Below are 25,364 nucleotides of genomic sequence, written 5' to 3' on the forward strand. Positions count from 1 at the left end.
TACATTCTACAGATGAAGAAGAGGCAAGAAGAGGAAGGTGCAAGAAGAAGCCAGCCGTTATGCTCAGGCGTCTCGTTGTTCCTTTAAAGCTTGCAGGTTATGAATGATGATGCGACTGCGATCAACCTCAAGCAACTCATCTTTGGAGAGCTGGTTCAGCAATCGATTGGCCGTTTCCCGAGTCGTTCCAATGGAATTGGCAAACTCCTGGTGGGTCATGGGCAGATTGATGATGATCTTATCTGCGTGTTGCTGACCATGCTGTTCTGCCAGCATGAGAAGAAAGGAGAGCACACGATTACGCACATCCTGACCGGATAGCACTTGTAGTTTGTCTTGTAATTCGCGTATTTTGTCGCCGAGCACACGCATGATTTTAATCGCTATCGAAGGCGTGCTGAGCATAAGTCGCTCAAAATGCCGGACAGGAATCGCCAGCAGGCTTGTTGGCGTAATAGCAACAGCGGTAGCAGGATAGGGATGCGCATTGAAAAATCCGGTGTGTGGGAACATATCTCCTGTTTTAAGAAAGGAGACAATCTGTTCATGCCCGTTCTCGTCCGTTTTGTACGCTTTGACAATGCCGGTACGGATGAAAAACACTGCTTCTTTTTCACTGCCTTCACTAAAAATCACTGTTTTTTTACTGATGCTTCGGGATATGGCGATTTCTTCAACCTGTTTCAACTCTTCGGGGCTAAGATCCTGAAAAATAGGGAATTGCTGCAGAAATTCTGCTGCGTTTTCTTTATTTACCCGCGTCATACGTGCTCATCCTCTCTATATGCTTATTTTTATAATGATCAATCGGATCGGAGGTTGTGATTGAATTGAAAAGCAATGCAAGTTCGAACTTAAAACCAATCGTTATCCCTCATGAACACGGTGGGTGGGCGATGGTCAGTGTGCCTTTTCTCGTCGGTGTGGCGGCAAGCAGCCCACAATGGCTTCATGTGCCTCTCTTCATAGCCTGGCTTGGCCTTTATCTGACCGCATATCCTTTGCTGCAATCGCTCAAACGTAACGCGAATCGGCAACGCTTATACACATGGGCCGCCATATACGGCACGGTAGCTTTGGCCTGTCTCATCCCGGCCGTCGTTGGTCAATCCTCGTTGTTATGGTTCGGCCCCATGCTCGTAGGACTGCTCTTAGTTAACATCTGGCATGTGAGACATAAGGCAGAAAGATCACTGACCAATGACCTTTGTGCGATGCTGGTTTTCTCCCTTGGCGGAGCAGCAGCTTATTTAATTGGCAGTGGTGAATGGGATTACGGCATGTTGATCGTTGTGTTATTTTCCTTTTTACATTTTACAGGAAGTACGTTCTTTGTGAAATCGGTCTTTCGGGAACGCAACAATCCGCGCTGGATCAGGTTGTCACGTCTTGTGCATGTTATACTGCTGTTCATTCCGGCTGTTGTCGGGTATCCATGGATGGGGCTGGCCTTCGTTTACTCTGCTGCGAGAGCGTTTCGATATGCAGGTCAAACTTTCCGCCCTATGAAGGTGGGCATTATAGAAATCATTGGAGCGGTGCAGTTCCTGCTCTGGTTCATCCTGCTATAAATCCATCATGTTATCATAACGTGATTTAAGTCCATATCAGGTGACATAGGTCACATCGTCATCGGATTGACATGGAATGATGAATTGTTAAGTAGAGGGGTTGCTTGTTTAACCGATTATTTTGTGAAAAAGAAGCCCGCTGGATGAAGTGATTGTTTTTGATCTGTCACTCCGGGTTAATGGGAGATAAAACAATCTGAAACAAGGGAGGGCCTACCCGAATGTGGACTGCATTGATGTGGGGCGGCATCTCCGCTTCGGCGGTTGTAATCGGCGCGCTTGCCGCATTATTCATGAAGATCCCGAAAAGGGTTATCGGTTGGATTATGGCTTTTGGAACAGGCACGCTGATTGGTGCAGCAACGTTTGAGCTTCTTGGAGATGCATTGAATGATGGAGGCATGCTGCCAACCGCTATTGGTTTTACCGCAGGAGCTGTGGTGTATACCCTCTTTGATTGGCTCATCTCGGCCAGAGGTGGTTCGGATCGGAAACGTTCCAGCAAGAAGGATTCAAGTCAGCAGAGTGGACTCGGTATATTCGCAGGTACAGTGATGGATGCTATTCCCGAATCTATCATGCTGGGTGCCAGTTTGCTGGCAGGTAAAGGTATCAGTGTGGTGCTGGTGGTATCGATCTTTGTCAGTAATATTCCTGAAGGTTTATCGAGTACAGTGGGACTGAAGAATAGTAAATATAGCAAAGGTAAAATTCTATTACTGTGGCTTGGTGTATTACTTATTTCCGCACTTGCCGCTTTAGGCGGATATCTGTTTCTGGAGCAACTTCCAAAGGAGATGGGAGCAGCGATTGGTGCTTTTGCCGGAGGAGGCATTATCGCCATGCTTTGTTCGACGATGATGCCTGAGGCTTTCGAAGAAGGGGGCCCGGTGGTAGGGTTAATCGCATCGATGGGTCTACTGGTGTCCTTGCTACTGGATATTTAGTTTTGGGTATACTATGAAACTTGATGTGAAACTTCATAATAAAATGCTTATTGCATCAAACCGAACTCTAAATCTATCAGTGTCGACAGCTCCAACTTCGTAAGGAAAGCAAAAGAGTATCCCTCAGTTCGATTCTGAGTTGGATACTCTTTTCTTACAGATAGATGAAATTTTAACTTATTGAAATTAATGACCCGAGCAGTTTCCACCGCATCCACAAGCTTCTTTACCTAGTTCTTTGGATTCTGGCAGACGATTTAATTCAACGGATTTAGTAAAATAGTTGCTGATCTGCTGATGCAATTGGCTGAATTCACGTTGCGCATAGATGAATCTGCGAATGAGCGGATGATCGTAGAGCGCACGTTCTTCCTCTTCATAGATTTTGATCTCGGATTCGAGCAAATCAATATTTTGACGCTCTTTTTCTTCAAGAGCCTGATGTTTCTCCATAAAGCGTTCATATTGTTCAGTCGCTTGCTCGTCTGCGGCAAACTGATCAATCATCTCACGCATCTCTTTGTAGCCTTCATCCTGTAATAGTAAGGAGCACAGCTCCTGCATTTTATGCATAATGATTTGTTTGTCCATCTTCACAACAGTAGTCGTCATAAGGGTAGCCTCCTGAAAATTCTTTTCTTGTTATTCACTTTATACTGTATATCAGACGTTCACTGTGACGATACTCACAACCCTGGTTAAATAGTTTACATATTAAACGAGACAATTAGTCGATTATGAGATCATATCTTTCAATTCTTGCAGTTGAAGAATACGAATCTCGTTCCCGTTTACTTGGAGCAAGCTTTGGTGTTGCATCATGTTTAATTTCCGGCTTAACGTCTCCGGGGTAATTCCTAAGAGCAAGGCTATATCCTTTTTGAAAGCAGGCAATCGAATCTCATGGCCTGCACGATTCCGGGTATGGAAATCAAGAAGAAGCTTCGCAATTTTTTTCTCCGTCGTCATAGCGCTGAGGGAGCTGTTCCACTCGTCGGTCTCATTGAGCAGACGGGTGATGGCAAGCAAGAAATGATAAGCCAGCTTGGGATCATGCTCAAGTAATTGATTAAAGTCCTGCTTGCGGATGGAGCATATGGACGAGGTCTCCAGAACCTCCGCATTGGATTGATGCGGTGTCTGATGTAGTAATGCATTCTGTCCGAAAAAATCGCCAGAGAACAGAAAGCGGATAATATGCTCTTTGCCATTTTCATTATATTTGGATAGCTTTACACTGCCTTGATGGATCACAAAAAGAGTATCTGAACGTTCGCCTTCTTGAACGACATGTTCTCCTTTATGATATTTGCGAGTATGAAGAAGAGAGGTCAGTAATGTAGCTTCCGCAAGATCAAGATGTTGAAAAAGCGAAACTTTGGAGAAACAGGCATCATTTTTCTCATGGTCACAGATCATCTCATAATCACCTCTCTATGTTCCCAAAATGAATATTTGTACGTTGTGAGTTTTCAGGCTGTATTTATCACCTTGCTCCTAAATGACGAGATTTCCCCATTAATGCGCCATCGTCTCACCACCGTGATTTTTACCATCTTTCGTGACACGGAGCACGGCAGAAGCACCTTTGTCTACATGTTTGAATTGGTGGGTTACGATGGGATAGTCACCTTCCTCGGTGACCGTAAACTCAACGACTGCGCCTCCGCTGGCAGGTAGCATAACGGTCTGGATCCCGTACTCGATGTTTTTTGGATTCCCGTCCTTGTATACCCGATCCATAATTGTACCTACAACATGGAAGGAAGATACTTCATTTGGACCAGCGTTACTGACATAAATACGAACGGTATCTCCTACTTTGGCCAGCAGCGGATGTTCTTTCAAAGTATAGGTATTGCCATTAAAAACAACATACTCAGGTTCCCCGTTGACAAATGAATTGTAATCATGCTCTTTGTACCATTCGCTTTGCACAAGGGTATACGAACGATCAACGAGATGATCCGAAGGGTATCCTGCCTTGGGTTCCACAATGATCATGCCGTACATGCCGTTGGCAATGTGGGCGAGGGTCGGTTTGCTGCCGCAATGATACATAAATACGCCAGGATTGGAGGCCGGATAAGTGAAAGTACCTTCTTCCCCCGGCATCACATCAATGAATTTATTGCTCGGAGAAGCATGAACGGCATGCATGTCCATGGAGTGATTCATGCGTGTATCTTTATTTTTCAACGTAAAAACGATCGTATCGCCTTCTTTGACCCGAAGGACTGGGCCAGGTGAAGTTCCATTAAACGTCCAGGCGTTATAAATGACACCTTTTGCAATTTCAATATCGGTCACTTGAGAGGTCATTTCGATATATACGCTTTGGCCATCTCTACGAATAATTGGATCAACGGGCGGTTGGCTGGGTGCAGTACTGGAGAAGGCCTCTTCATTTTGGCTCTGCTGAACTGGACTTGTAGAGCTGCAATGAGAGAGAGCCGCGGTAAAGATGGTCAGAATGAGCGTATATTTATAGATGTTGGGAAACGAGAGAATAGAATCACAACCTTTCAACTAACAAGTGATGATTTTCACAAAAACGTACTTGTGAAATTAATATTTCAGGAATCTCCTAAGTCCAGATTACGATATCAATGGGATTATCGGTGTGATGAAGCACACATTTGTGTAGGACTAAGGACGTTATTTTGAGACAGCGCGCCTGCATTTGTTGTGCTTGGGTAAAGAGTTTCATATAATTTTATGAACGGCTCATTTGGAACAATGTGGGATGAACGACGGATTCAGCGTAAGGTTCAATGAAAGGAGAGGTTGAATGTGAAACGTTTCGAAGACGAACCAGCATTTAAATATAGCTATTACGCCGTGCTTAACCGGGGAGAGCGAGTGGATGTCAAATGTCCAGAATGCGGCGGGCACGCTTATATCGAATGTCGTAATCGAGAATTGCAATGGAAATGTAGCGAATGTTACGCTCATGCGGTCAAAGAACAAGACTACGAGTATACGGGCAAAGGATATTGTTCGGTATGTGAGCGCTGGTATAGTGTGGTGGTGAAGGATGAGAAGGTGACGCCTCATTCGTTAGTACATATCATATGTCCGCACTGCGGGGCTAACAATCAAGCTAAAATGCATAAACGAGCGATCAGCCGAGGGTATTATCAGGAAATTCGAAATGGCAGAGACCCCATCTTTGATCTGGAACTATATTTTCTAGACTACATCCGTGGCAAGCAGATCTGGGCTGTAAATCGTGAACATCTGAGTTATTTGATTGCTTATATCTCTGCTGATCTCCGGGTGAAGTATGGCGGGGTGATGATTAAGACGGCCTCCCACAGCATACCTGCTTATATTAAAGAGGCCAAGAACAGGCAGGCTGTGACTCGTATCTTGACTAAAATGCAAATGCAGTCTAACACAAAATAGATCCATCATGATCAACATGAACAGGGGAAAAAGAGATGAATAAACGAATTACAATTGGTGTTACATTGTTTGTGATTGCGATGTTATGCATACCTGCTTATTTTATTATGCAGACATATGGTGTATTTCAAAAAGAAAAGGTGTTATCGGGCTACGCCATTGCTGTGGATGTCGAAGGTAAATCTTATCAGACATGGCCGCTCATCAACGGCTTTACGGCAATGGACAAACGAGGAGACGATCGTCAACTGTACTACCGTATTGACACGAGCGGTCTGCAGTATTTGTTTCAATTGGCTTATAAGGAGTTCGAGGTTCGAAAGGGGGGAAACAACCCGTATTTAGCAGGTCAAATTGATTACTCGCAGACGGATCATATGTATGTGCGTAGTGAAAACAAATACACCAATGCCAATGACTTTGTTACGGTAATCACGCTGCTGGACCGTGAGGGAAAGGTGATCTATACCTATGAACAAACGGGTAAAGGGGACGATAAGCTGGTGAAGTCTATCATTCATCAAGGCATGAGTCGGTCTAGTAATCACGGCACGGAAGCAGCTCGTGATCCCTACCTGAATATTACGGCGTTGTTTCGTGAAAAGCTGGGCATCGATGTAAAACTGACGGTGGATGATGAACATAAGGTTGTCACAATTCGAATGAACAAAGCGGAGGTAAAATGATGAATTTGTATGGTGTAGAGCATGGACCTGTATATCTGCAAGGGCTGACAAAGAGTGTGACGGCAGAAAAAACACATGAAGTGGAATGGCAAAGAAAACTGCAAACCGGCGATGGGCATGATCAGTTTCATATTTTTTATTATGGTGACCTGGATGAAGATGATCTGATTATGTGGCATGATACGACACCGTTGTTGGTTTATGCAGAACACTCGGTTACTGGGGAACGTTATCTGCTCATTGATGCGGCGAAGCATGGTTACGATGCGATGTTGTGTGAGACGTATCCCGAGGAAGAAGTGAACAACAGGCCGCTTCGTCCTTATCTCGACGTTGAGGGTGAGGATACATTTGAAGTGTTTCTGACGGCATATTACAACGTGCCATGGGATGAAGAGTTTGGCGAGGATGTTGAGCCGGATGGGACGTATGAGCTGATAACAGGTGAACGTGTGCATTTCAATGAGGTGAAGCGTAATGGTTATGATGCTTTTGCCATCCGTATTCGTAATCGCAAAGGCGTAGAAACTGAAATCGTACAGGAAGAGTTGGCCTAATGTGTTTTGTCGATCGATCTTATAGTTAGGAGCTGATGCTGAATGTATATCGTGTCTCGTATGTTAAAGCCTGTCTCTCATCAGGAACTAGAGCGGGTACAACAAGCGCAATCCGTTCGCCTGCCTTCGGCTTACCAACGCTGGATGCAGCAATACGGGGAAGGAACGTATTCAGGCTGGATGAACATTCAGCGTCCCGATCCTGAGGTTTTAAAATCATTTGCAGAATATGATCTCTGGGAGCATACGGACGAAACGGTCATCAGCCAGCGCCAATTGGAAGAGTGCATTAGCATTGGAAGTTCAGTAGATGGCGATTTCCTGGTTGTTCATGCAGATGTGGAAGGTCTGATCTGGCTCCCGCGGCATGATGATCAGATTACGGTGTGGCCGTCGAACGAGGTGTCATTCGCTGATATTCTTGACCATATCTACTGTGGATATTACCATAGGGACGAGTCGTTCAGACCTGCGTATTTCGAACCATGGAACGAGGAGCGGCAACATATTTTTTATCATTTTACAGGTAAAGAGGACGGAATATCGATGAAAGAACTGGCAAATCTGTGCCAGTCGCACTTTTCATGGGATCTGGTCATTGATAATGAATACACGTGCAAGCTGTTCAGCGCTATGATTGGCGGGTATGTTCGTTTTAATATGGCGAGTGAACGCGAAATTGTTTTATTTTATGAAGTAAATAATCATCCTACTGAGGCGCAAGAAGCGCAGAAGCAGGTGCAGACGATACAACAGCTTTTGCAGGCACATCATTGCACTGCATTGAAGTAGAGAACAGCAGAGGGCGAGGTGATTTTATGGATTGGCTGGATACAGAAATAGCGGAACAGTGGCGTAAGGAAGGCAAGCGGTATGCCAGCGATGTTAATGCATTTGTACATAAAATGCTTCAGGGAGAGCATCCGGATGAATCTGAACTGGCAGATGATTCCCGTCATTCGCTCAGCTCCAAAGTGATGAAAATGGTGAAACAGGCTAATCTCAAGGGTGAGCTTGGGCGGCTTCGAGAAGAATTACCTGCGGCAACATGGCCGCTGAGCAATCATTTTCAGGACTCTATGCAGGCCGTTCAAGTTGTAGGTTATTTGAATGAGGATACGATGCTCTGTAATACAGGAGTATTGTCGAATAACGGGCGGGTATACACGATGGATCAGCAGGGATGGTGGTGTAGTCCGGATTACACGTTTGCAGGATGTTCAGAAGGCGGCGCTTACGTAGCTCTGGCGAATCATGAAGGTGTTCACGTCATCCGTGAGCCGGGTCGCAAGCTGGAAGGTGAGCAAGTGGCATTCTACTCTTGGGACAAGATCAGGGATCGGATCAAAGCTCAATTGCCTGAAATTGAATCCCTGGCAGATACTATACATCCCGAGAACACGATCGAAAAGCTGCTCCCCATGGATCAAGGGCAGGCGCTGCTGCTTCAATCCAGGTACGGCATCTATCTTGTAGAGCAGGAACAGGTGATCATTCTTCATCCCGATGTGGCGGAGATTCAGGAGTACGAATATGAAGACACCCAGCTGTCTATGGGACATGCCGCGGTATCTTCTGATGAGCGCTGGATTGCCTGGGGAAGCCAGATGAGCAGCCATACGGTTCTGGATCGGGAAAACAACAAGACGTATGAGGTACAGCCGGAGTCCAGTTATCCGCATTGTGCGGCATTCAGCCAGGACAATCAAGTTGTTTGGTTTAATGCTTGTCACTTCTACAACGGAGTAACGATTCAAGTTCCACTAGACAACATTACTGATCGTAAACAGGATGAAGAGTGGCCTATCATGGACGAGAATGCACGTGTGTATGCCATGATTGAGATTGAGGCAGGTATGGTGATTGGTGATGCATACGGTTATTTGTATTGCATCAACCGCGAAGGACAAGAGCTGTGGCGTCATTTTGTGGGCTCAACGATCTATTCCCTGATGGTGTCACCTGAGCAGTCTCAGCTTGCTGTTGGAACATATGGCGGTATGCTGCACATCCTTGATCTGAATTCGGAACGGATGGACGAATACGGAATTGGAACAGGTACTCTGCGTGAACGGGAGCGTTACGTATTATGGCGTGAACAGGAACCGCTTCGCTGGTAGCATAGGCTGGCAAGCTTGAATGAATGATACTGATTTTGCTAAAGGATGATGAGATGGAACGTCAAGAGGCTATAGTATTGTTAAAATATCACGCCTTTGCTCACGATGATGTGAATCATCCGAAAATGGAACATGGCTTTCTTGGAAGCTTACGTCCGTTTCGCGGTCAATTGATTGAAGAGAACTTCCATGAATTAATGCGCATATTACGCACGCTCGCTCCAGATCTTTCGAATGCTGCATTGGATCGGGAAGTGATCGCTTGCCTATGGAGCATTACTCATCTGGCGAGGGCTTGGGCGATTGAACCCGAAGGCATGCTTCGCAGTAATCATCTCATCTCAGATGAGCAGGTTGCAGTGATGGAAGAATGGCTTAATCTGTTCTCGTATGCAGTCATGATCCTGATTGAAGGCGGCGATGAACAAGAGGCGTTCTGGGGATATGAACAATATGTGTTGGACCGAAGTGCGGAGAAAGGTGAAGGTGACGGGATATGAAGTCTGGAGTGGATACTGTTATCAATGATCTACGGATAGAATTGAACCATCTGTTAGACCTGAAAATACAAGATGAAGAGATTCGGTCGCTCTATGACACATATCTTCAATTAGCAGGGGCATCCGAGGCTGAACTGGATCAGTTCGAGAAAAAGTATGGGGTTCGCCTGCCCGTTGATTTCCGTGCTTTCTATCGCCATACGGATGGCAGTGGTTATGGTCTGCATATGTTGTACCCGGGGGATATGGAGCAAGGCTCATGTAATCCGTTCTATCTGATGTCGCTAGATGAGATTGTGGAGACCAAACAATATTTCTGTGATGTGGATGAGAAGCTGGAGGAGCATTACGGGGAAGAAGAAATTAGACAATTAGATCCTGAGATCAAACCGTATTTGTTCCACAAATCATGGATTCCTTTTGCCACAATGGCTGGAGGTTCGCTCTACTTGCTGCTTGATTTTGATCCAGCAGAGGCAGGGACATATGGACAGATTATTATGTATGTGCATGATCCAGACTTTGTTTATTACGTTACATCATCGTTTACGGAGCTTCTCCGGATGTCTAACCGCAATTTGAATCTAATGGATGAGATTGAATACTAGGGCCCTAAATATTCGTTGTAAACCACGATGGATATAAAAAGTTGAAATAGCCAAAGGCAGGAGCTGTTGAAGCAGTTCCTGCCTTTTGGCTAAAACGTAAATCCTTCAAGTTCTACCACTGGAAAAAACGGTGACCATGAAATCCGCCGGGACCTCCAGGCCCACCGGGTCCGCCCGGTCCGCCGTGGCCCCCGTGCCCCCCTGGACCGCCGCCGTGCGGGCCTCCCGGATATCCCGGATAATGTCCTGGATAACCGCCGTGCCACCATGGTCCAAGCCCCCCTATGGGAAAAGGAAAAGGAACCACGGGTGGATAAGGATAGGGGTACGGATAAGGGTAAGGTGGTGGTGGGGGAGGTGGCGGATAATAAGGATAAGGATAGCCTACAGGTTGCTGGGTTGATGTGGAACCTGGAACATATGACATATCACAAGCCTCCAATGTATGGATTGATGATATCAGCCTATGCAGATTCGTCGCTCGCTGACACAGCGACTTAGCCCAGTCGAAATGGGCTCACCGATCTAGGCGCTGGGCATACGCTGAGGTATAGGGTCTAACCTAAACCGAGAGAGAAGGGCAGGCGTTTTATTTTGGCAACCTCGTACATGGATTTCACTTTACCGACTACACAGTTTACGTATGATCTGAGCAAAAATCCGCTATTCAAGAAAGATGAGCACAATTACATCAATGCACTTTCGGTAAAACAGCTCAACACGTTGGGCAACACCTCTTTATTGGATATTTTTCTAAGTGCAGGCAATGTCGTTGAACCTCACATTCATCAAAACGCAACTGAGCTGGTTTATTGCATCAGCGGTGCGGCTGTTGTTTCCCTTATTAACCCGTTCACGAATGAACTGCTTCATTTCCCGATTACACCAGGGCAAACCGCTAATGTACCGCAAGGATGGTGGCACTATGAAGTGGCAACGGCAGATCACACACATCTGCTCGCGATCTTTGATGCACCTGTGCCTGAAGCGATCTTCGGCTCTGATATTTTGCGGCTGACGCCTGCGAATGTGCTGGCTCACACCTATTGTCTGGATGTACACAAAGTACAGGAAGCCTTGGCTCCAATTCAGAAAACGGTGATTATCGGCCCGCCAAAAGATTGTAAAACGCAGGTTGCTCCGACATCCAACCATATGCCTAATGTAGGACCAAACATCCAACCAAACATCCAACCAGTTAATATCCCACCTAGCATCAAGACGAATATTGAACCAAAGATCGAACCTAGTGCTCAACCGAATATGCAACCGAACTTACAGCCTAATATACAAGCCAACATGCAACCGAATATCCAACCTGATATGCCTCCATTTGTAAATCGTCTTCCACATTGGGGTACTTGGGTAGATCCACGTATTATCCACGAACCAGGTTGCCCATACTATAGCGAACTCCCGGTACAATTAAACTCGGATGATCAGGTGTAAATTAAATTGAATAAGACTCCCCTATGTATTCCTGGTTAAGGGCGTTCAACTCCGAGCGCCTTTTTTGTTTTTTATCATTTTCCCTCACGAGATGTCACAAACTTCATGCGTTATTTGTCTTCAGTATGTAGACCAAATGAGATCAGAAGATGGAGGAGAATGAATATGAATTTACGTATGAACTACAGAGCGGCAAACCCTGGTGCTTTCAAAGCTATGATGGCGATGGAGCAACATGTATCCGGGCAATTTGAGGATAAGGTGTTATATGAGTTGTTGAAAATCCGTGTGTCTCAGATCAATGGCTGTGCCTTTTGTATGGACATGCATGCTAAAGACTTGATGAAGCTTGGCAATTATGGAGAGCATATTCTTTTGTTAAGTGTGTGGCGTGAAGTGCCTATATTTACGGAAAAACAACGTGTTATGCTTGAGATGGCCGAGGTTGTGACGCGAATTTCGGAGCATGGGGTTCCGCTTGAGCTATATAATAAAGTTCGTGAACACTACAGCGAAACTGAAATCGTTAACCTGATTATGGCAATCAACTTGATTAATAGTTGGAACCGCATAGCCATTACGACAGGCATGTACCCGGGTTGTTTTAACTTAAACGATAAACGAGAAAAATAAATGCTAAACAAACCAAGCCAGAGGAGGCGATCCTATGCAGTCGAATCTTAATTCTGATTTTAATCAACAAAAAAATATACCGGAACCGTCTTCTCTGGATGTTGGTGCGTTATATATACAGTATAAAAATTATGCTTTCTCCATCGCCTATCGTATGCTCGGCAGTGTGACGGAGGCGGAAGATATCGTTCAGGACTGCTTTGCAGGACTTCAGATGATGACGAATGAGCATATCCATCAACCGAAGTCTTACATCGGGAAAATCATTGTGAACCGCTGTTTGAATCTGTTAAATTCTGCTCGTAACCAGAGGGAACATTATGTCGGGGAATGGCTTCCTGAGCCGATGGGTGTTAATGATTGGGTAAACGTGCCAGAAGATACAGTACAGCAAAAAGAAATGATCTCGTATGCCTATCTGGTCATGTTGGAACGTCTATCTCCACTCGAAAGGGCTGTTTTTGTGTTACGCGAAGCCTTTGAGCATGACTATTCGGAGATTGCCGGTTGGTTGGGAAAAACGGAGAGCAACTGTCGACAGATTTACAGTCGTGCCAGACGAAACCTACCCGAAAAACTTCCAGCGATAGAGCACGACCACATTGATTGGACAACCAAAGAAGACGTGCTTCGTCGTTTCACGACGGCATTTCTACAACATGACGTTTCAGCTATGCTGGAGCTGCTTACAGATCAGCCTGTATTCACAGCGGATGGCGGCGGTGTAGTACGCACGATTATGCGAACAATGCATGTACACAAGGGGGTGCTCGCCATCCTTACCTCTCCTAGGGTGCTTCGGCCCTTGAGAGAAAGAGAGTGGAAGCCTGCATTCATTAACGGAGAGCCTCAACTCGCTCTGATGAAAGATGGGCAAATTTCAGAAGTACTATGTTTGGAAATGGATCCTTCAGGAAAGCGAATCCATGGCGTGTATCTTATGGTCAATCCACATAAGCTGGAAAGCGTTCAATCATTGAACTGATTATAGTAAAGAAATGTTTACTGTGACCTCTTCAATAAGCGACAGGAGCCTATACAACGGACTGTCGTTTTTTTGTTTTTATATTACTGTTTGATTTAGTTTATCTATCATAAATTTCATTCTCGTGTTGTACATGGTATGATCTAATAGATTTGAAAACTAGTAAATATATACCATAACTGAAGCGTTTATTGAATTCGACACAAGTGAGGTTATATGTTTTGAGAAAACTCAATTATGTACACATGTTTGTTTTTCTTAGTGCAGTTACGGTTATCACGCTGGGGTTGTATTACATTGCGGCCGATTGGCTGGATCAGCGGTATTTCCGTTTCCTGATCTGGAATTTGTTCTTGGGCTGGATTCCATTTGTATTCTCATCCCTAACCTATGGTTTGGGACGTCTGAAGTGGAAAGGAGCCGCATGGATTGCCGTACCAAGTGCGATGATGTGGCTGTTGTTTTTTCCCAACTCTTCTTATATCGTGACGGATTTATTGCATTTGACGTCAAGGAGCTCAAGGTATTTCTCGGGAAACGGCGCGGCATTCCACTACTGGTATGATCTGATGGTTGTGCTGATGTTTGTGTGGGCAGGGTTGCTGATCGGCTTCCTATCAATGTATCAGATTCAGGAAATCGTCTATGATCGGTTGGGACGTGCGGCATCATGGATATTTGTACTGGGTGGAACCGCTCTTGGAAGTTATGGTGTTTTATTAGGACGGGTTTACAGGTTGAACAGCTGGGATGCATTGACCAGTCGCGAGTTGTTAATCAGACTGATGCACGAAAGTGTTAGCCGGTCCTCCTTGGCATTTTGTATGTTCTTTGGAACGTTTCTTCTTACCATCTATCTCACGTTATATTATTTGCTGAATGCGAAAGGGTCTGGAACAGATCAACGAAGTTTACAAACCATTGATAAGAAAGGGTAGGTGCTTCGATATGCTGGATGCAGTAAAGATCACGGAAAAAGTCAGAGAGGTTATGGAACAAAAGGGTTTTTCGGGTGTTGTGCTGTGCAAACAGAAGGGTAAGACCCTTTTTCAGATCGTTCGAGGGTACGCGAACCGCAGTGATGAGCTTCTGAATGATATGAATACACGTTTTGGTATTGCTTCGGGCTGTAAGGTTTTCACAGCTGTAAGTATAGGTCAGTTGATTGAGCAAGGACATTTTACGTTAGACTCCAAATTAAAGGATGTCCTAAACCTTCCGTTTCCCGCGTGGAATTCAGAGATCACAGTGCACCAATTGCTGACCCATACTTCTGGCGTGCCGGATTATTTTGATGAGGAAGTGATGAATGATTTTTCAGCGTTGTGGAAAGACAGACCCGTGTACGCGATGCGACAGCTCCGTGATTTTTTGCCTATGTTTCAGCACTTGCCAATGAAGTCTGCTCCTGGTGAGAAGTTTCATTATAACAATGCGGCATTTATTGTGCTCGGACTCATTGTGGAGCAATACACTGGCATGGCGTTTACCACATACGTGGAGGAACATATTTTTAAACGAGCCGGCATGCAAGATTCAGGTTATTTCCTGACCGATCAGCTTCCGCGTAACACAGCTATTGGATATATCGATGCTGATGACGGGACATGGACTAGTAATATTTTTTCGATCCCCGTTCAAGGTGGAGCAGATGGTGGAGCCTATGTGACAGCACCAGATATGATCCGTTTCTGGGATGCTCTGCTGGGACACAAGTTGTTAGGTGAGGAGATGACACGGCATCTCTTGACACCTTACGCACACGATGAGCACGAGGAATTTTATGGTTTGGGGATATGGCTGGAGTTACGTGAAAAAGAGATATTTAAAACGCATGTCATGGGTTTTGACCCAGGTGTTTCGTTTATGTCTGGCGTATATCCGAAGCAGGGGGTTCAACTTGTGGTTGTATCGAATCAGGAGTCAGGGCCTTATCCTATAACGTTGGCTGTAGAGGAAGCAATGGTGTAAAAGGAGTGGTGAGGCAGAATAATTTGGGATCGTAGACAATTACCTAGAAACGGACAGAAGGGAAAACGCCGTAGCGGGCTAATTCTCAAGATTGAGTTACCCTTGCCTGTCCGCTTAACGATCACACCATCCAGGCAAGGGCTTAGGTTTGCAATATTTCTCTTGGAATTATTGTAAATTCAACTGGACAAGTGAGCTAGCTTCCACAATTCAGGCAGAATGAATCTGGGGAATACGTCGATGGGCGGCTTTTCCTTCTTGCGTTTGTCATTGGTTAACACGGTCACAAGTTCCAACTCGGGAACAATATATACATACTGGCCACCGAATCCTCTCGCATAGTAATAGCTCAGTGGTTCGTGATTCATTTGTTCAGCAGGCTGGGATGGCGAGTTATCGTCAAGATGTTGACCTGCATATTGGTCCACCCACCAGTGCCAACCGTAGCTGCCATGGTTTTGCGGAGAAACTGTGATGAAGGGCTGCGTTGAACGTTTGACAAGTTGGTTGGAAATAAGCTGTTTTCCTTCCCATTTCCCTTCCTGAAGGTAGAGTTGCCCGAATTTGAGCAGGTCGGATGGCAGCAGCCTCAGGCCAAAACCACCTGTGTGTACACCTTGGGGATCTTGCTCCCATTCATAATCTCGAATGCCCAGTGGGCCAAATAAATAACTCTCAGCATACGCTGCCACACTCATGCCTACATGTTGCATTAATATTGAAGATAGAATCTGGGAAACTCCCGAATTGTATTCCATATGTGTGCCAGGTTCATGTCGCAAACGCTGTTCTAAAGCGAAGTTGACCCAATGATCCGTCCGTGTCATCCGTGGAAACGAATTTTGTCCGCCAAACTCGTCCCAGTTAAATCCGGCAGTCATCGTAAGCAGCTGCTCCAAGGTAATCGCTGGTTTACGTGGGTCAGGATCAGAAACGAGTTCCGGGAAAAAGGTAGATAATGGCGTGCCTGCCTCGGGCAGTAGCCCTTGATCCATGGCGATACAGATGAGCGCAGAGATGATGCTCTTGGTACATGAATTAATTTTAGCGATATGTGTCTCAGCCTGTACATTCCGGTAGTGCTTGTAAACGATCTCCCCGCGTACACTGACCAGACAGCTTCTAAGATCCAGCGGTGGAATGATATGTTGCAATGTATGATGAAGGTTTGAGGAATTCATAGTGTCCTTTCTGTGCTCGTTGTGTATTTAGTATGTAGATTCCAAAGGGTTGCCCACTATGTTAGCATATTCATTTGTGTAGCTCAACAAACATGAATTTCAATATTATCATTGCAGAGGAGGCCAACCTTATGTACAAAATCGGTAATCAAGGCACGTTCAAAACGTTGCCTGATCCAGCCCTCGCAATCTATCAAGGGGATGTTACCCGCGTTGAAACCTATTTAGAGCAAGGCATGGACTTGGAAGAAAAAATAGCATTAAGCTCAAACATTACGCTTCGTCCGCTTGACCTGGCATTGATCTGCAATCAGTCTAAGGTTGTCAGACTTCTTGTGGAGCGAGGAGCCGAGATCAATGCCAAAGACCATCCAGCCATTTTATATGCTGCGCGCTACTGTGGAGCAGATGTGATTCGTTATTTAGTTGAGCAAGGAGCAAAATTGAACGGAGTAAGCCGGTTAAAATCGAGTGCATACGACGAGGCATATTACGGGAACAAAAAGAATATTTCGGTGCTGAACGAGCTTGGGCTGGACCTTCGAAAATATGGCGGCAAAACGTTACGGAAAGCGGTATCGGATCATGATATGAAAACGGTTCAATACCTGCTGAATGAGGGTGTGGACATCAACTACAATGAGCCGGATATGGTCTATCCGTATAAGGCGACACCGCTTACCGTAGCTACACGCCAGAACAGTATGCGAATGGTCAAATTTTTGGTGGAACAAGGTGCGGATGTGACCTTGCAGGAGAAGGATGGGGAGCGGGCCTACACGATTGCGGTCAGTCAGAAAAATAATGAAATGGCTGAATACTTGAAATCACACGAGCCTGAGGAGTTCCATAATCTGAGCAATAAACTGCATGCACTAAAATCATACAAGCTTCCCGAAACGTTAATCCGTTTTATGACCGAAGGTTCACGCCGAATGGACCTGCCGAGCTGTCCCGCTGGCGTTGGTTATATTGAATTCTTTTCGTTGACAGATACGGTGGAGATGAAGATGGGCAGGCAGAAGCTGCTTCGTTTATCCTCTGATCTGGATCAGTACTCTCATATGCTCATCGTCTGGAATCCAAGCAAAAAGATGATAGGATATGCCGATATCGAACATCAGGAACAGGGCACACTATGCACATTCGAACAATTCCTGGACGAGCCTGAGGTTTACATCGAACGTCTTTTGAATTAGATAGAGTGGTGAGTTCATTTATTTAACCTTTTGCATAACGCGGCTGCGCTTGCAAGAGGTTTTTGATTTTTCCTCCCACAGATGCCTAAATAGGAAAAATATCTCATGAAATATGAACTATACTAGTGCGTAAGCAGGTTAGAAATGGTAAAATAGCAATGCCTAAACATGAAAAAACGCGATAATTGACGAATATTAGTATATCTTATGATTCGTGTTAGTGGAATCATAGTTGTTCGAATCTAGTATTTTAATCTAAAGTGAGGAATAGAATATGGCTATTATTGATGTAATCAAGTATGACGGTTCACCTGACGTATTTGCCTGGAAACATCCGGAGACTGAATTGGGAACTTGGACTCAGTTAATTGTAAATCAATCTCAACAGGCTATACTCTTTAAGGATGGAAGGGCCCTTGATCTGTTCGGGCCAGGCAGGCATACGTTAAGTACAGCGAATATCCCGATACTAAACCGACTTATTAACCTTCCATTCGGAGGAAAGTCTCCTTTTGCGGCAGAAGTCTGGTATGTGAATCAAGTAAGTGCTATGGACGTCAAGTGGGGAACTGCCAATCCGATTCAGGTTCAGGATCCTAAGTATAATATAATTGTGCCTGTTAGAGCTTTTGGACAAATGGGCATGAAAATTTCAGATTCACGAAAATTTTTAGTCAAACTTGTAGGAACACTGCCAGAGTTTAATCAGCTCAATATGGTGAATTACTTCCGTGGATTAATTACGATGAATATCAATTCGATGCTATCTTCCTATTTAATACATAGAAAAGTAAGTGTGTTAGAAATCAATGCTTATATCGCTGAAATATCACGACACTTTGCAGACAACGTAGCTTCTACATTTGACGAGTTTGGAATCGAACTTATCAATCTATACATTCATAATGTCAATTTGCCCGAAGAAGACCCATCGGTCATTCGATTACGGGAAGCGCTCGCTCGCAAGGCGGAAATGGATATCATTGGATACACCTATCAGCAGGAACGTTCATTCGACACGCTTGAAGGTGCAGCCAAGAATGAAGGAAGTATGCAGTCTGATATTATGGGCGCAGGTCTTGGCATGGGTATGGGCGTTGGTTTGGGAGGTTCGTTTAGTAGCGGAATGTCTCAAATGTCCAAAGTGATGTCTACATCAACAGAAACGTCTGCCGTACGCTTGTGCGGGCATTGTCAACATCCGAATCAGGAACACAGCTCTTTTTGCAGTAAATGCGGCAAATCATTAGCTGAAAAATCCGCAACGACGGACTGTAATCATTGTGGTCACACGATGGAGAAAGGCACCAAATTTTGTCCGAACTGCGGTGACAAATATTATGCTTGTCCTTCATGTGGGGCTGATAATGCGGAGAATGCGTCTGAATGCGTGAAGTGTCACGAACCGATGCCAAGGCCATGTCCAAATTGCAATCATATGAATGGGCCGCACACCAAATTTTGTGGAAACTGTGGTACAGGTTTAACGTTGAAGTGTAGTCAATGTCAACATGAAGTACAACCTGGTCAGAAATTCTGTCTCGATTGCGGAAATAATCTGCAAGAAGGGGGGCAGGCTTAGTGATGGCGAAACGGAGCAACGTTTTTATTCTAGATGTAATCTATCTCGTCTGTTTAATTTTAAGTTCGGTCATCTCATTTACGATGTTTAGCAACGATATTCTATCATTCCCCTTCTGGATCAATCTTGCCGCATCGTATGTTGCGATGACGACTTTGTGGTTTTATGTGCGTCATGTGATGCAAAATATGGATCGCTTTAAACGTTTTGTCCCAGGTTACACGGCTATAGGCATTGTATTAAGCATTTATCTGGGGTGTGTCATTTTTTATGCGTTATTCGTAGGTTTCGCAGATCATGCACTGCGCTGGTTTGTTTTGCTACATGTAATCACTGCGGCTCTTACTTTCATTTTGTGCGCTATTTTAATGATCTATATTCGATCAGGAAGTGAGCATGAAGCCAACCAACAATTGAATATTGCTGACTGGAAATCGATTGAGAACGCCATGTATCAGTTGCTTAATATGATGGATAAGTATCCATTGTTGAATGTGGAAAAGGACAGGAAGTCAGTAGAAGCCATCATTGAGCTGGTTAAATATAGCGATCCAATCGCACCAGCTGGCGTGCAGTATAATGATCGTCAGATTCTTATAGATATTGAATTGTTGAAAGAAGAACTGTCTACTCAGTATGAGGCAGGAGAAGTAGGAAATAGTGAACGTGTGGCTATGCAATTATCGCGATTGATGTCTCGTCTAAAAGAAAGAAATCAGCAGATTCTTTCGCTCAAATCTTAACCATGTTTTAGGGGGGGAAGCAAGTGAAGAGGTTTTTTGGAATTATTTTAATCATCATCTCGTTTATAACCATTCTATTCTCATTAATGATGATGGCGGATGAAGCGGGTCTAGCCGTTTTTAGTTTAATAGTACTTTTTACTCCTGGTGTTATTGTATTGGTTACGGGAATAAAAATGTGCGGTCGACCTAAATCTCGTTCTAAATCGGCTCGTAATGATCCATATGCAGCAAATGAGCAAGAACAAATTAAGGATATGCACCCTAAAGGTAACTACAGCGAATCGAATAAACCGGTATCCGTTCATTGCTCAGGATGTGGGGCCAAAGTGGAGGTTTATCCAAATCTGTCGGCAAATTGTGAGTATTGTGGGACAACGGTGAGAATTTCGTAGTTTCACTGACTTGCTAGAAGCTTATGAGTGAGGACTTGTGATAGATTAATTGAGTGTGTATAACGTGTTCTTTGGAGGAATTATCATGATCAGAGCGTTTTTTGGATTGTTTTTTTTGATCGGTGCAATTGGTATACCCTTTGGCTTTTTTAATGCAGGTTATCACAAACAAATTATAAGTGAACCTTTTATCTTCATTGAGCTCTCCGTATTTGAATTTATTTTTATATTTTCAGCGATTAAATTACTCCAAAGAAAAAAGGTTCCTCAAAAACAATTTTATGGCGGGGATTATGAGAGTGATTCAGACCCTGCAACAGAAAATGCTTGTCGACCCCAAGAAATTGGGAATGGTTACTCAAGTTACAATAGTAATACGGTGATTCATACAAATAACCAATCATTTAGCTACACAGAGATAAATATAAACAGTGACAAGTATGATAAAGAAGATGGAGAAAAGCTGGAGGAAAAGGTTGAAGAAGCACCAAGACAAGTTTCAGTGACATGCTCGGGGTGTGGGGCTAAGGTAAAGGTTTATCGGAAACAGTTCACGGATTGTGAGTATTGTGGAACAACGGTTGAGGCTTCATAAATCAGTAGAATAAATTTAAGGAAAACCACAGCTTCTTCCCTTTGAATAGGGGATAGGCTGTGGTCTTCTTTTTGTACAAAAATAAAGGCTATAAGGGATAATTTTTCTCAATTCAATGCCATAGCTTGATTGCAGTATTATCTCATGATTTCCCAGCATACAGTACAACAACGAGATGTTTGCCCAAGGAGGAGAATATTACTGATGATCAATCCGATCTTGAAATCCCCCAATGTTCCGCTGGCCGCGGATTCCAATGCTGTGGTAAATTACCAGAGAGATCCAAACAACTACGTCACTCAGTTATTTGGAGAGCAGTTGCCAACGATTGAAAATGGTTTTTTTAATGTCTATCTGAGTAAAGGGATTATTGTGCAGCCCCACTGGCACCCCAATGTAACCGAGATGGTCGTCGTAATCAGCGGTGAGATTACAGCATCCGTGTTTAATCCGTTCACACGTGAACGGATAACGTATCGTTTGAAGCCGGGGCAAGTGGTTGTTTTTCCAAAAGGCTGGTTTCATTGGTTTGTTGCGGAGACCGATGGCGTATATGTGCTGACCATATTTGATCAACCGACACCGGATATTGTATTTGGGGCAGATTTTCTTGCGGCTACACCGCCGGAGGTTGCTCACCGCGCATATTGTCTGGATGAAGAAGCTTATGCCAAAGCGGTTGCATCCATCCAGAATGATGCCATTCTTGGCCCTAATATTGGTTGTGGAACAGACGTTTCGGATACCTCCATTCAAGCTTCCAAAGCTTCCAAGGCGCCAAGGGAATAATGGTAACCGAAATAATCAAGGATTTTAGCCTGAATGAACGGAATATCATTCCCGACCTGCAACTGCGTATATTCGGTTGCAGGTTTTACTTTTGCGTAAGTTGACGCCATTCACCCTCTCTCTGTTACTATAGGAGTAACACCAATGAAAATGGAGGATTCTTCTATGACTATTGCTAAAAATGAGTGGCTGGAAATAGCATTAAGTTATGCACCAGTAATCATGTTTGATCAGAATGAACCTTTTTATCCGGATTTCGTTGGCGTGTCCGTGCTTGAGCATTCTGGGCCGTCTCCATCATTTCGTAGAGAGTTACAGTTTCCTTCTGAAGCAGTAAAGTATGTTATCGAATATGCGATATGGTGGGATTATGAGATCGGACATCTCTATGAGATGGAGCATGTATGGGTGTATGTGGGACATAATGGAGAAGTGGTAGACTGTGAAGCAAGCTTTCATGGGAGAGTATTAAGAGGGCTGTTAAAAGATAGAGTTAATCTGGTTGGTCATCATGTGTGCCTGTACTCCCAGCCGGGGAAACACGCCTTTTCACCATTACCGGTTGTATTTGAATTGTTACCCAATCTGTATAGTGCAGCAGGCGTTGAGGCGGGATGTGATGGCTTGCTTGTAAATGAGATGTTTGAACCGTTTTTTCAAACCAATGAACAAATCGATGCGCGTGTTAAAAAACATCTGCAAACCAAAGCATTTGTCCCCTCCATGCAGTTTGAAGAGTATCTGTTGAAACCGGAGGTGTTTATGACATGGAACGAGTTGTTTGAACTTATTCCACAGCGAATCAAGGACCGTCTGACAGAGCTGGACCAGATGGAAGAATATGCATAAATATAAGTTCGATTGATTCTGAGACAGCTGAAAACTGCATATGAATCTAGAAAACAATCAAACTCATGTATAGTGAATTTGATTGTTTTTTTATAGTTCAATTGAATCATATTATTGATTTTATTATTAGTCTTAAGTCGTATTATTAGAAATTTTGAGCAGGTGATTCCGACTATCTCTGTTGATTATTCATATGAATTGGTCGAAAGGACTATGAACTAACATATAGGTCCAAGTAAAAAAATAAACATTGGTATTACTTTCCTATGAAAAGAGATATGTATAAAAACATAGATATAAATTTCGTTAATATGAAAAATTTTTTAATTAATTTTAGATTGTTAGTATTTATTTAAATAAAAACAAGTGCTTTATTAATCATAAAAATTTTACATAGAAACGAAATTTTACAAAAAAGAAATTTATCTATTCAGTTTTCTAATATTTCTGTCGAAATACATCGTATGTTGTCTAGAGAGTGATCCATAGAATGGATTAGCAAACTTAATTTACATAACTGGACACGAAGAAACTTAGGGGGAGATCAAATGAAGTGGTTCGGCAACTTGAAAACAGCAACAAAGATTATCTCAGCATTTTTGGTTGTATCTCTGATTCTTGCGATCCTTGGAGTGTACTCAATTGCTACACTAAGAAGCACGAATGAACACATGAAAGAAATGTACAACAACAATCTGATGTCGGTAAAAGACTTGAGCGGTGCCCAAATGAATTACCAGAGAATGCGGGTTAACATTCGTGATCTTAACTTTGAAAAGAGTGCCGCAGAGCAAAATCGTATCGTCGATAATATTAATAACATTAAAGCAAGCATTCAGAATCAAATTGATGGATACCGTCCTCTGGCAACTACCCCCGAAGAAAGCGAGCTCCTTAGCAAATTCGATACACAGTACTCCAATTACATGCGGATCTTTGAGCAAGGTATAGAACTGGCAAAAAGCGATGATGATCAAGGATTTATCGTTTTCTTGAAAGATACACTCAAACCGCCTGGTGATGAAGCCCTCGCTACGATGGGTGGTCTGGTGGATCTGAACGTGAAACTGGCGGGAGAGAACAATATGAAGTCTGAGGCAGCTTACACAAGTGCATTCACAGTTACCGTTGTTTTGGTCATTGGCTCTATTATTTTTAGCATTATCATTGGATTTGTGATCTCTCGCTCCATCTCCAGACCTCTTATGGCTATGCTTGGGTTGGCTACAGAAGTTTCTAACGGAAACTTGACCCTCAAGTCTGATATCTCCTCAAAAGATGAGGTTGGTCAACTTGCTTCTGCACTTAACCGCATGGTGGATAATCTTAGAGAATTAATCAATAACATTGTCATGAATTCACAGAGCGTTGCGGCATCGTCTGAGCAAATCTCGGCAAGTACACAGGAAATCGCAAGTACGAGCACAAGTCAGTCCGGTGAAGCAGCGAACATCTCCGAATTGTTTAAGGAGTTGTCTCTCGCGATCAACTCTGTAGCTGCAAGTGCTGAAGAAGCTGCCGAATTGTCCAATGATACGGTGAAAACAGCACGTGCAGGTGGCCATGTTGTACAAACTTCACTGGAAGGTATGCAAGCTGTGAATATGAAAATGGCGAAGCTCGAAGAAGATTCACGCAAAATTGGCGACATTATCGAAGTCATTGACGACATCGCTGAACAGACGAACCTGCTTGCGTTAAATGCAGCGATTGAAGCAGCTCGTGCAGGAGAACAAGGAAGAGGATTTGCTGTTGTAGCTGATGAAGTTCGTAAGCTTGCCGAACGTAGTGGTGAAGCGACCAAAGAAATCACAACGATCATCAAAGTGATGCAGGAGAATACGAGACAAAGTGTGCAAGCCGTTTCGGATAGTGTGGAGCAATCATCCAAAACAGGACAAGCCTTTGATCAGATCATTGAGATGGTCAACAATTCTTCTCAGAAAGTCAATGAAATTGCGGCTGCTTGTGAGGAAGAGGCGGCACAAGCTGCTGAGGTAATGAGCTCGGTAGAGTCGATTTCCGCATCCAGTGAGGAATCTGCGGCAGCATCCGAAGAGACGGCAGCAACCTGTCAATCGCTCGCACACCTTGCTGAAGAGTTGGCAAATTCTGCGGCGGCTTTCAAAACACAGTCATAATAACGAATTGAGGGTGAAACGATGTCTTCACTTCAGAAAGAACAATATATCGAATTATCTGTCGGCGCAGAAACCTGTGCTATTCGAATCGAAGAAATTCATGAAATTATAAAAATGCAAAGCATTACAGATATTCCGTTTAGTCGCACCGAAATTAAAGGGGTTATGAACCTGCGTGGTAAAGTCGTCTGCGTTATGAGCCTTCGCAACTTGCTCGGCATGGCAGATGAAGCGGATACTCGGGCGACCCGAATTATTGTAGTGCGTTATCAGGATGAATATATCGGTTTGATTGTAGATCGAGTCAGCAAAGTCACAACTTATTCGGAAATACACCCGCCTTCTGGCGGTCACGGACGTCATCTCGAAACATTTTTTCAGGGCGTTGGGCAACAGGGAGAGAATCTGGTAGGTATTTTGAAGCTGGATGAAATATTGGGCGGTTAGGGGGAATG

The 25,364-nt window shown here is 44.1% G+C and carries 28 protein-coding genes and 1 pseudogene; 23 read left to right on the forward strand and 6 right to left on the reverse strand.

The genetic code is table 11. The features are described from left to right. Nucleotides 1–63: 63 nt before the first annotated feature. Nucleotides 64–765, reverse strand: coding sequence for a Crp/Fnr family transcriptional regulator (locus tag ABIE27_RS08460; protein ID WP_123066120.1), 702 nt, complete (start codon nucleotides 763–765; stop codon nucleotides 64–66). Between the two features lie 56 nt (nucleotides 766–821). On the opposite strand from ABIE27_RS08460, the gene ABIE27_RS08465 reads away from it, so the two are divergent. Together ABIE27_RS08465 and ABIE27_RS08470 are read left to right on the forward strand one after the other, a co-directional pair. After that, nucleotides 822–1,571: a YwiC-like family protein gene (locus ABIE27_RS08465; RefSeq protein ID WP_275670047.1), complete on the forward strand. Its 750-nt coding sequence runs from the start codon at nucleotides 822–824 to the stop codon at nucleotides 1,569–1,571. A gap of 221 nt (nucleotides 1,572–1,792) precedes the next feature. Beyond that, entirely contained in the window at nucleotides 1,793–2,518 is a 726-nt protein-coding gene (locus ABIE27_RS08470) for a ZIP family metal transporter (protein ID WP_429350315.1), read from the forward strand. A gap of 186 nt (nucleotides 2,519–2,704) precedes the next feature. Here the strand turns inward: ABIE27_RS08470 and ABIE27_RS08475 are convergent, their stop codons facing one another. The 3 genes from ABIE27_RS08475 to ABIE27_RS08485 form a co-directional block, all read right to left on the reverse strand. Continuing rightward, complete coding sequence (locus ABIE27_RS08475; RefSeq protein WP_123066122.1) at nucleotides 2,705–3,130, reverse strand: YlbF family regulator; 426 nt, start codon at nucleotides 3,128–3,130, stop codon at nucleotides 2,705–2,707. Nucleotides 3,131–3,253: 123 nt separating this feature from the next. Then, nucleotides 3,254–3,937 (reverse strand): Crp/Fnr family transcriptional regulator, encoded by a 684-nt coding sequence (locus tag ABIE27_RS08480; protein ID WP_123066123.1) that lies wholly within the window; start codon nucleotides 3,935–3,937, stop codon nucleotides 3,254–3,256. A gap of 99 nt (nucleotides 3,938–4,036) precedes the next feature. Then, a complete protein-coding gene (locus tag ABIE27_RS08485) occupies nucleotides 4,037–5,047 on the reverse strand; it encodes a multicopper oxidase domain-containing protein (protein ID WP_429350316.1) in 1,011 nt (336 codons plus the stop codon). Between the two features lie 264 nt (nucleotides 5,048–5,311). Between ABIE27_RS08485 and ABIE27_RS08490 the strand changes: the two genes are divergently transcribed. The 7 genes from ABIE27_RS08490 to ABIE27_RS08520 are packed head-to-tail and all read left to right on the forward strand — an operon-like array spanning nucleotide 5,312 to nucleotide 10,397. Continuing rightward, the gene (locus ABIE27_RS08490; RefSeq protein WP_123066126.1) at nucleotides 5,312–5,926 is read left to right on the forward strand and encodes a hypothetical protein; all 615 of its coding nucleotides are present in this window, start codon (nucleotides 5,312–5,314) and stop codon (nucleotides 5,924–5,926) included. A gap of 35 nt (nucleotides 5,927–5,961) precedes the next feature. Continuing rightward, entirely contained in the window at nucleotides 5,962–6,612 is a 651-nt protein-coding gene (locus tag ABIE27_RS08495) for a hypothetical protein (RefSeq protein WP_123066127.1), read from the forward strand. Next, the gene (locus tag ABIE27_RS08500) at nucleotides 6,612–7,169 is read left to right on the forward strand and encodes a hypothetical protein (protein ID WP_429350317.1); all 558 of its coding nucleotides are present in this window, start codon (nucleotides 6,612–6,614) and stop codon (nucleotides 7,167–7,169) included. The genes ABIE27_RS08495 and ABIE27_RS08500 overlap by 1 nt, the downstream gene beginning before the upstream one ends. A 42-nt stretch (nucleotides 7,170–7,211) precedes the next feature. Continuing rightward, complete coding sequence (locus ABIE27_RS08505; protein WP_429350318.1) at nucleotides 7,212–7,961, forward strand: SMI1/KNR4 family protein; 750 nt, start codon at nucleotides 7,212–7,214, stop codon at nucleotides 7,959–7,961. Between the two features lie 26 nt (nucleotides 7,962–7,987). Further along, nucleotides 7,988–9,289 carry a hypothetical protein gene (locus ABIE27_RS08510; protein ID WP_429350319.1) on the forward strand — a complete coding sequence of 434 codons (1,302 nt, stop codon included), beginning with the start codon at nucleotides 7,988–7,990 and terminating at the stop codon, nucleotides 9,287–9,289. A 53-nt stretch (nucleotides 9,290–9,342) separates the two neighbouring features. Continuing rightward, entirely contained in the window at nucleotides 9,343–9,789 is a 447-nt protein-coding gene (locus ABIE27_RS08515) for a hypothetical protein (protein ID WP_123066131.1), read from the forward strand. Beyond that, a complete protein-coding gene (locus ABIE27_RS08520) occupies nucleotides 9,786–10,397 on the forward strand; it encodes an SMI1/KNR4 family protein (RefSeq protein ID WP_429350320.1) in 612 nt (203 codons plus the stop codon). The genes ABIE27_RS08515 and ABIE27_RS08520 overlap by 4 nt, the downstream gene beginning before the upstream one ends. Nucleotides 10,398–10,509: 112 nt before the next feature. Here ABIE27_RS08520 and ABIE27_RS08525 read toward each other — a convergent pair whose 3' ends face one another. Continuing rightward, nucleotides 10,510–10,824: a hypothetical protein gene (locus ABIE27_RS08525; RefSeq protein WP_429350321.1), complete on the reverse strand. Its 315-nt coding sequence runs from the start codon at nucleotides 10,822–10,824 to the stop codon at nucleotides 10,510–10,512. 182 nt (nucleotides 10,825–11,006) lie between these two features. Here ABIE27_RS08525 and ABIE27_RS08530 point away from each other — a divergent pair. The 5 genes and pseudogenes from ABIE27_RS08530 to ABIE27_RS08550 form a co-directional block, all read left to right on the forward strand. Next, nucleotides 11,007–11,525: pseudogene (locus ABIE27_RS08530) on the forward strand (cupin domain-containing protein); the annotation flags it as partial. A gap of 486 nt (nucleotides 11,526–12,011) precedes the next feature. Next, nucleotides 12,012–12,479: a carboxymuconolactone decarboxylase family protein gene (locus tag ABIE27_RS08535; protein WP_429350322.1), complete on the forward strand. Its 468-nt coding sequence runs from the start codon at nucleotides 12,012–12,014 to the stop codon at nucleotides 12,477–12,479. A gap of 34 nt (nucleotides 12,480–12,513) precedes the next feature. After that, nucleotides 12,514–13,464: a sigma-70 family RNA polymerase sigma factor gene (locus ABIE27_RS08540; protein WP_429350323.1), complete on the forward strand. Its 951-nt coding sequence runs from the start codon at nucleotides 12,514–12,516 to the stop codon at nucleotides 13,462–13,464. Between the two features lie 221 nt (nucleotides 13,465–13,685). Beyond that, nucleotides 13,686–14,402, forward strand: coding sequence for a DUF1361 domain-containing protein (locus ABIE27_RS08545; RefSeq protein ID WP_429350324.1), 717 nt, complete (start codon nucleotides 13,686–13,688; stop codon nucleotides 14,400–14,402). Nucleotides 14,403–14,412: 10 nt separating this feature from the next. Beyond that, complete coding sequence (locus ABIE27_RS08550; protein WP_429350325.1) at nucleotides 14,413–15,435, forward strand: serine hydrolase domain-containing protein; 1,023 nt, start codon at nucleotides 14,413–14,415, stop codon at nucleotides 15,433–15,435. 179 nt (nucleotides 15,436–15,614) lie between these two features. On the opposite strand, the gene ABIE27_RS08555 is transcribed toward ABIE27_RS08550, so the two are convergent. After that, nucleotides 15,615–16,589, reverse strand: a complete 975-nt coding sequence (locus ABIE27_RS08555; protein ID WP_429350326.1) for a serine hydrolase domain-containing protein — start codon at nucleotides 16,587–16,589, stop codon at nucleotides 15,615–15,617. A 158-nt stretch (nucleotides 16,590–16,747) separates the two neighbouring features. On the opposite strand from ABIE27_RS08555, the gene ABIE27_RS08560 reads away from it, so the two are divergent. The 9 genes from ABIE27_RS08560 to ABIE27_RS08600 all read left to right on the forward strand — a co-directional run bounded on the left by ABIE27_RS08560 (nucleotide 16,748) and on the right by ABIE27_RS08600 (nucleotide 25,356). Beyond that, the gene (locus ABIE27_RS08560) at nucleotides 16,748–17,815 is read left to right on the forward strand and encodes an ankyrin repeat domain-containing protein (RefSeq protein ID WP_429350327.1); all 1,068 of its coding nucleotides are present in this window, start codon (nucleotides 16,748–16,750) and stop codon (nucleotides 17,813–17,815) included. 274 nt (nucleotides 17,816–18,089) lie between these two features. Beyond that, entirely contained in the window at nucleotides 18,090–19,397 is a 1,308-nt protein-coding gene (locus tag ABIE27_RS08565; protein ID WP_123065814.1) for an SPFH domain-containing protein, read from the forward strand. Nucleotides 19,398–19,399: 2 nt separating this feature from the next. Then, a complete protein-coding gene (locus tag ABIE27_RS08570) occupies nucleotides 19,400–20,140 on the forward strand; it encodes a hypothetical protein (protein ID WP_123065813.1) in 741 nt (246 codons plus the stop codon). 23 nt (nucleotides 20,141–20,163) lie between these two features. After that, a complete protein-coding gene (locus ABIE27_RS08575) occupies nucleotides 20,164–20,535 on the forward strand; it encodes a hypothetical protein (protein ID WP_429350328.1) in 372 nt (123 codons plus the stop codon). A gap of 85 nt (nucleotides 20,536–20,620) precedes the next feature. Then, nucleotides 20,621–21,130: a hypothetical protein gene (locus tag ABIE27_RS08580; RefSeq protein WP_429350329.1), complete on the forward strand. Its 510-nt coding sequence runs from the start codon at nucleotides 20,621–20,623 to the stop codon at nucleotides 21,128–21,130. Between the two features lie 204 nt (nucleotides 21,131–21,334). Then, complete coding sequence (locus ABIE27_RS08585) at nucleotides 21,335–21,919, forward strand: cupin domain-containing protein (protein ID WP_123065810.1); 585 nt, start codon at nucleotides 21,335–21,337, stop codon at nucleotides 21,917–21,919. A 165-nt stretch (nucleotides 21,920–22,084) separates the two neighbouring features. Further along, nucleotides 22,085–22,768: a hypothetical protein gene (locus tag ABIE27_RS08590; RefSeq protein WP_429350330.1), complete on the forward strand. Its 684-nt coding sequence runs from the start codon at nucleotides 22,085–22,087 to the stop codon at nucleotides 22,766–22,768. 548 nt (nucleotides 22,769–23,316) lie between these two features. Continuing rightward, nucleotides 23,317–24,909, forward strand: a complete 1,593-nt coding sequence (locus tag ABIE27_RS08595; protein ID WP_123065809.1) for a methyl-accepting chemotaxis protein — start codon at nucleotides 23,317–23,319, stop codon at nucleotides 24,907–24,909. A gap of 21 nt (nucleotides 24,910–24,930) precedes the next feature. Further along, on the forward strand, nucleotides 24,931–25,356 hold the full coding sequence (locus ABIE27_RS08600; protein WP_123065808.1) for a chemotaxis protein CheW: 426 nt from the start codon (nucleotides 24,931–24,933) through the stop codon (nucleotides 25,354–25,356). Nucleotides 25,357–25,364 lie beyond the last annotated feature (8 nt).

The organism is Paenibacillus sp. 4624 (assembly GCF_050435065.1).
GTDB classification, from domain to species: Bacteria; Bacillota; Bacilli; order Paenibacillales; family Paenibacillaceae; genus Paenibacillus; species Paenibacillus amylolyticus_D.

Coding starts and splice junctions, on each gene's coding strand:
- ABIE27_RS08460 (WP_123066120.1), bottom strand. CDS start 765: ATGACGCGGGTAAATAAAGAAAACGCAGCAGAATTTCTGCAGCAATTC.
- ABIE27_RS08470 (WP_429350315.1), top strand. CDS start 1,793: ATGTGGACTGCATTGATGTGGGGCGGCATCTCCGCTTCGGCGGTTGTA.
- ABIE27_RS08475 (WP_123066122.1), bottom strand. CDS start 3,130: ATGACGACTACTGTTGTGAAGATGGACAAACAAATCATTATGCATAAA.
- ABIE27_RS08480 (WP_123066123.1), bottom strand. CDS start 3,937: ATGATCTGTGACCATGAGAAAAATGATGCCTGTTTCTCCAAAGTTTCG.
- ABIE27_RS08495 (WP_123066127.1), top strand. CDS start 5,962: ATGAATAAACGAATTACAATTGGTGTTACATTGTTTGTGATTGCGATG.
- ABIE27_RS08500 (WP_429350317.1), top strand. CDS start 6,612: ATGAATTTGTATGGTGTAGAGCATGGACCTGTATATCTGCAAGGGCTG.
- ABIE27_RS08505 (WP_429350318.1), top strand. CDS start 7,212: ATGTATATCGTGTCTCGTATGTTAAAGCCTGTCTCTCATCAGGAACTA.
- ABIE27_RS08510 (WP_429350319.1), top strand. CDS start 7,988: ATGGATTGGCTGGATACAGAAATAGCGGAACAGTGGCGTAAGGAAGGC.
- ABIE27_RS08515 (WP_123066131.1), top strand. CDS start 9,343: ATGGAACGTCAAGAGGCTATAGTATTGTTAAAATATCACGCCTTTGCT.
- ABIE27_RS08520 (WP_429350320.1), top strand. CDS start 9,786: ATGAAGTCTGGAGTGGATACTGTTATCAATGATCTACGGATAGAATTG.
- ABIE27_RS08525 (WP_429350321.1), bottom strand. CDS start 10,824: ATGTCATATGTTCCAGGTTCCACATCAACCCAGCAACCTGTAGGCTAT.
- ABIE27_RS08535 (WP_429350322.1), top strand. CDS start 12,012: ATGAATTTACGTATGAACTACAGAGCGGCAAACCCTGGTGCTTTCAAA.
- ABIE27_RS08540 (WP_429350323.1), top strand. CDS start 12,514: ATGCAGTCGAATCTTAATTCTGATTTTAATCAACAAAAAAATATACCG.
- ABIE27_RS08550 (WP_429350325.1), top strand. CDS start 14,413: ATGCTGGATGCAGTAAAGATCACGGAAAAAGTCAGAGAGGTTATGGAA.
- ABIE27_RS08560 (WP_429350327.1), top strand. CDS start 16,748: ATGTACAAAATCGGTAATCAAGGCACGTTCAAAACGTTGCCTGATCCA.
- ABIE27_RS08565 (WP_123065814.1), top strand. CDS start 18,090: ATGGCTATTATTGATGTAATCAAGTATGACGGTTCACCTGACGTATTT.
- ABIE27_RS08570 (WP_123065813.1), top strand. CDS start 19,400: ATGGCGAAACGGAGCAACGTTTTTATTCTAGATGTAATCTATCTCGTC.
- ABIE27_RS08580 (WP_429350329.1), top strand. CDS start 20,621: ATGATCAGAGCGTTTTTTGGATTGTTTTTTTTGATCGGTGCAATTGGT.
- ABIE27_RS08585 (WP_123065810.1), top strand. CDS start 21,335: ATGATCAATCCGATCTTGAAATCCCCCAATGTTCCGCTGGCCGCGGAT.
- ABIE27_RS08590 (WP_429350330.1), top strand. CDS start 22,085: ATGACTATTGCTAAAAATGAGTGGCTGGAAATAGCATTAAGTTATGCA.
- ABIE27_RS08595 (WP_123065809.1), top strand. CDS start 23,317: ATGAAGTGGTTCGGCAACTTGAAAACAGCAACAAAGATTATCTCAGCA.
- ABIE27_RS08600 (WP_123065808.1), top strand. CDS start 24,931: ATGTCTTCACTTCAGAAAGAACAATATATCGAATTATCTGTCGGCGCA.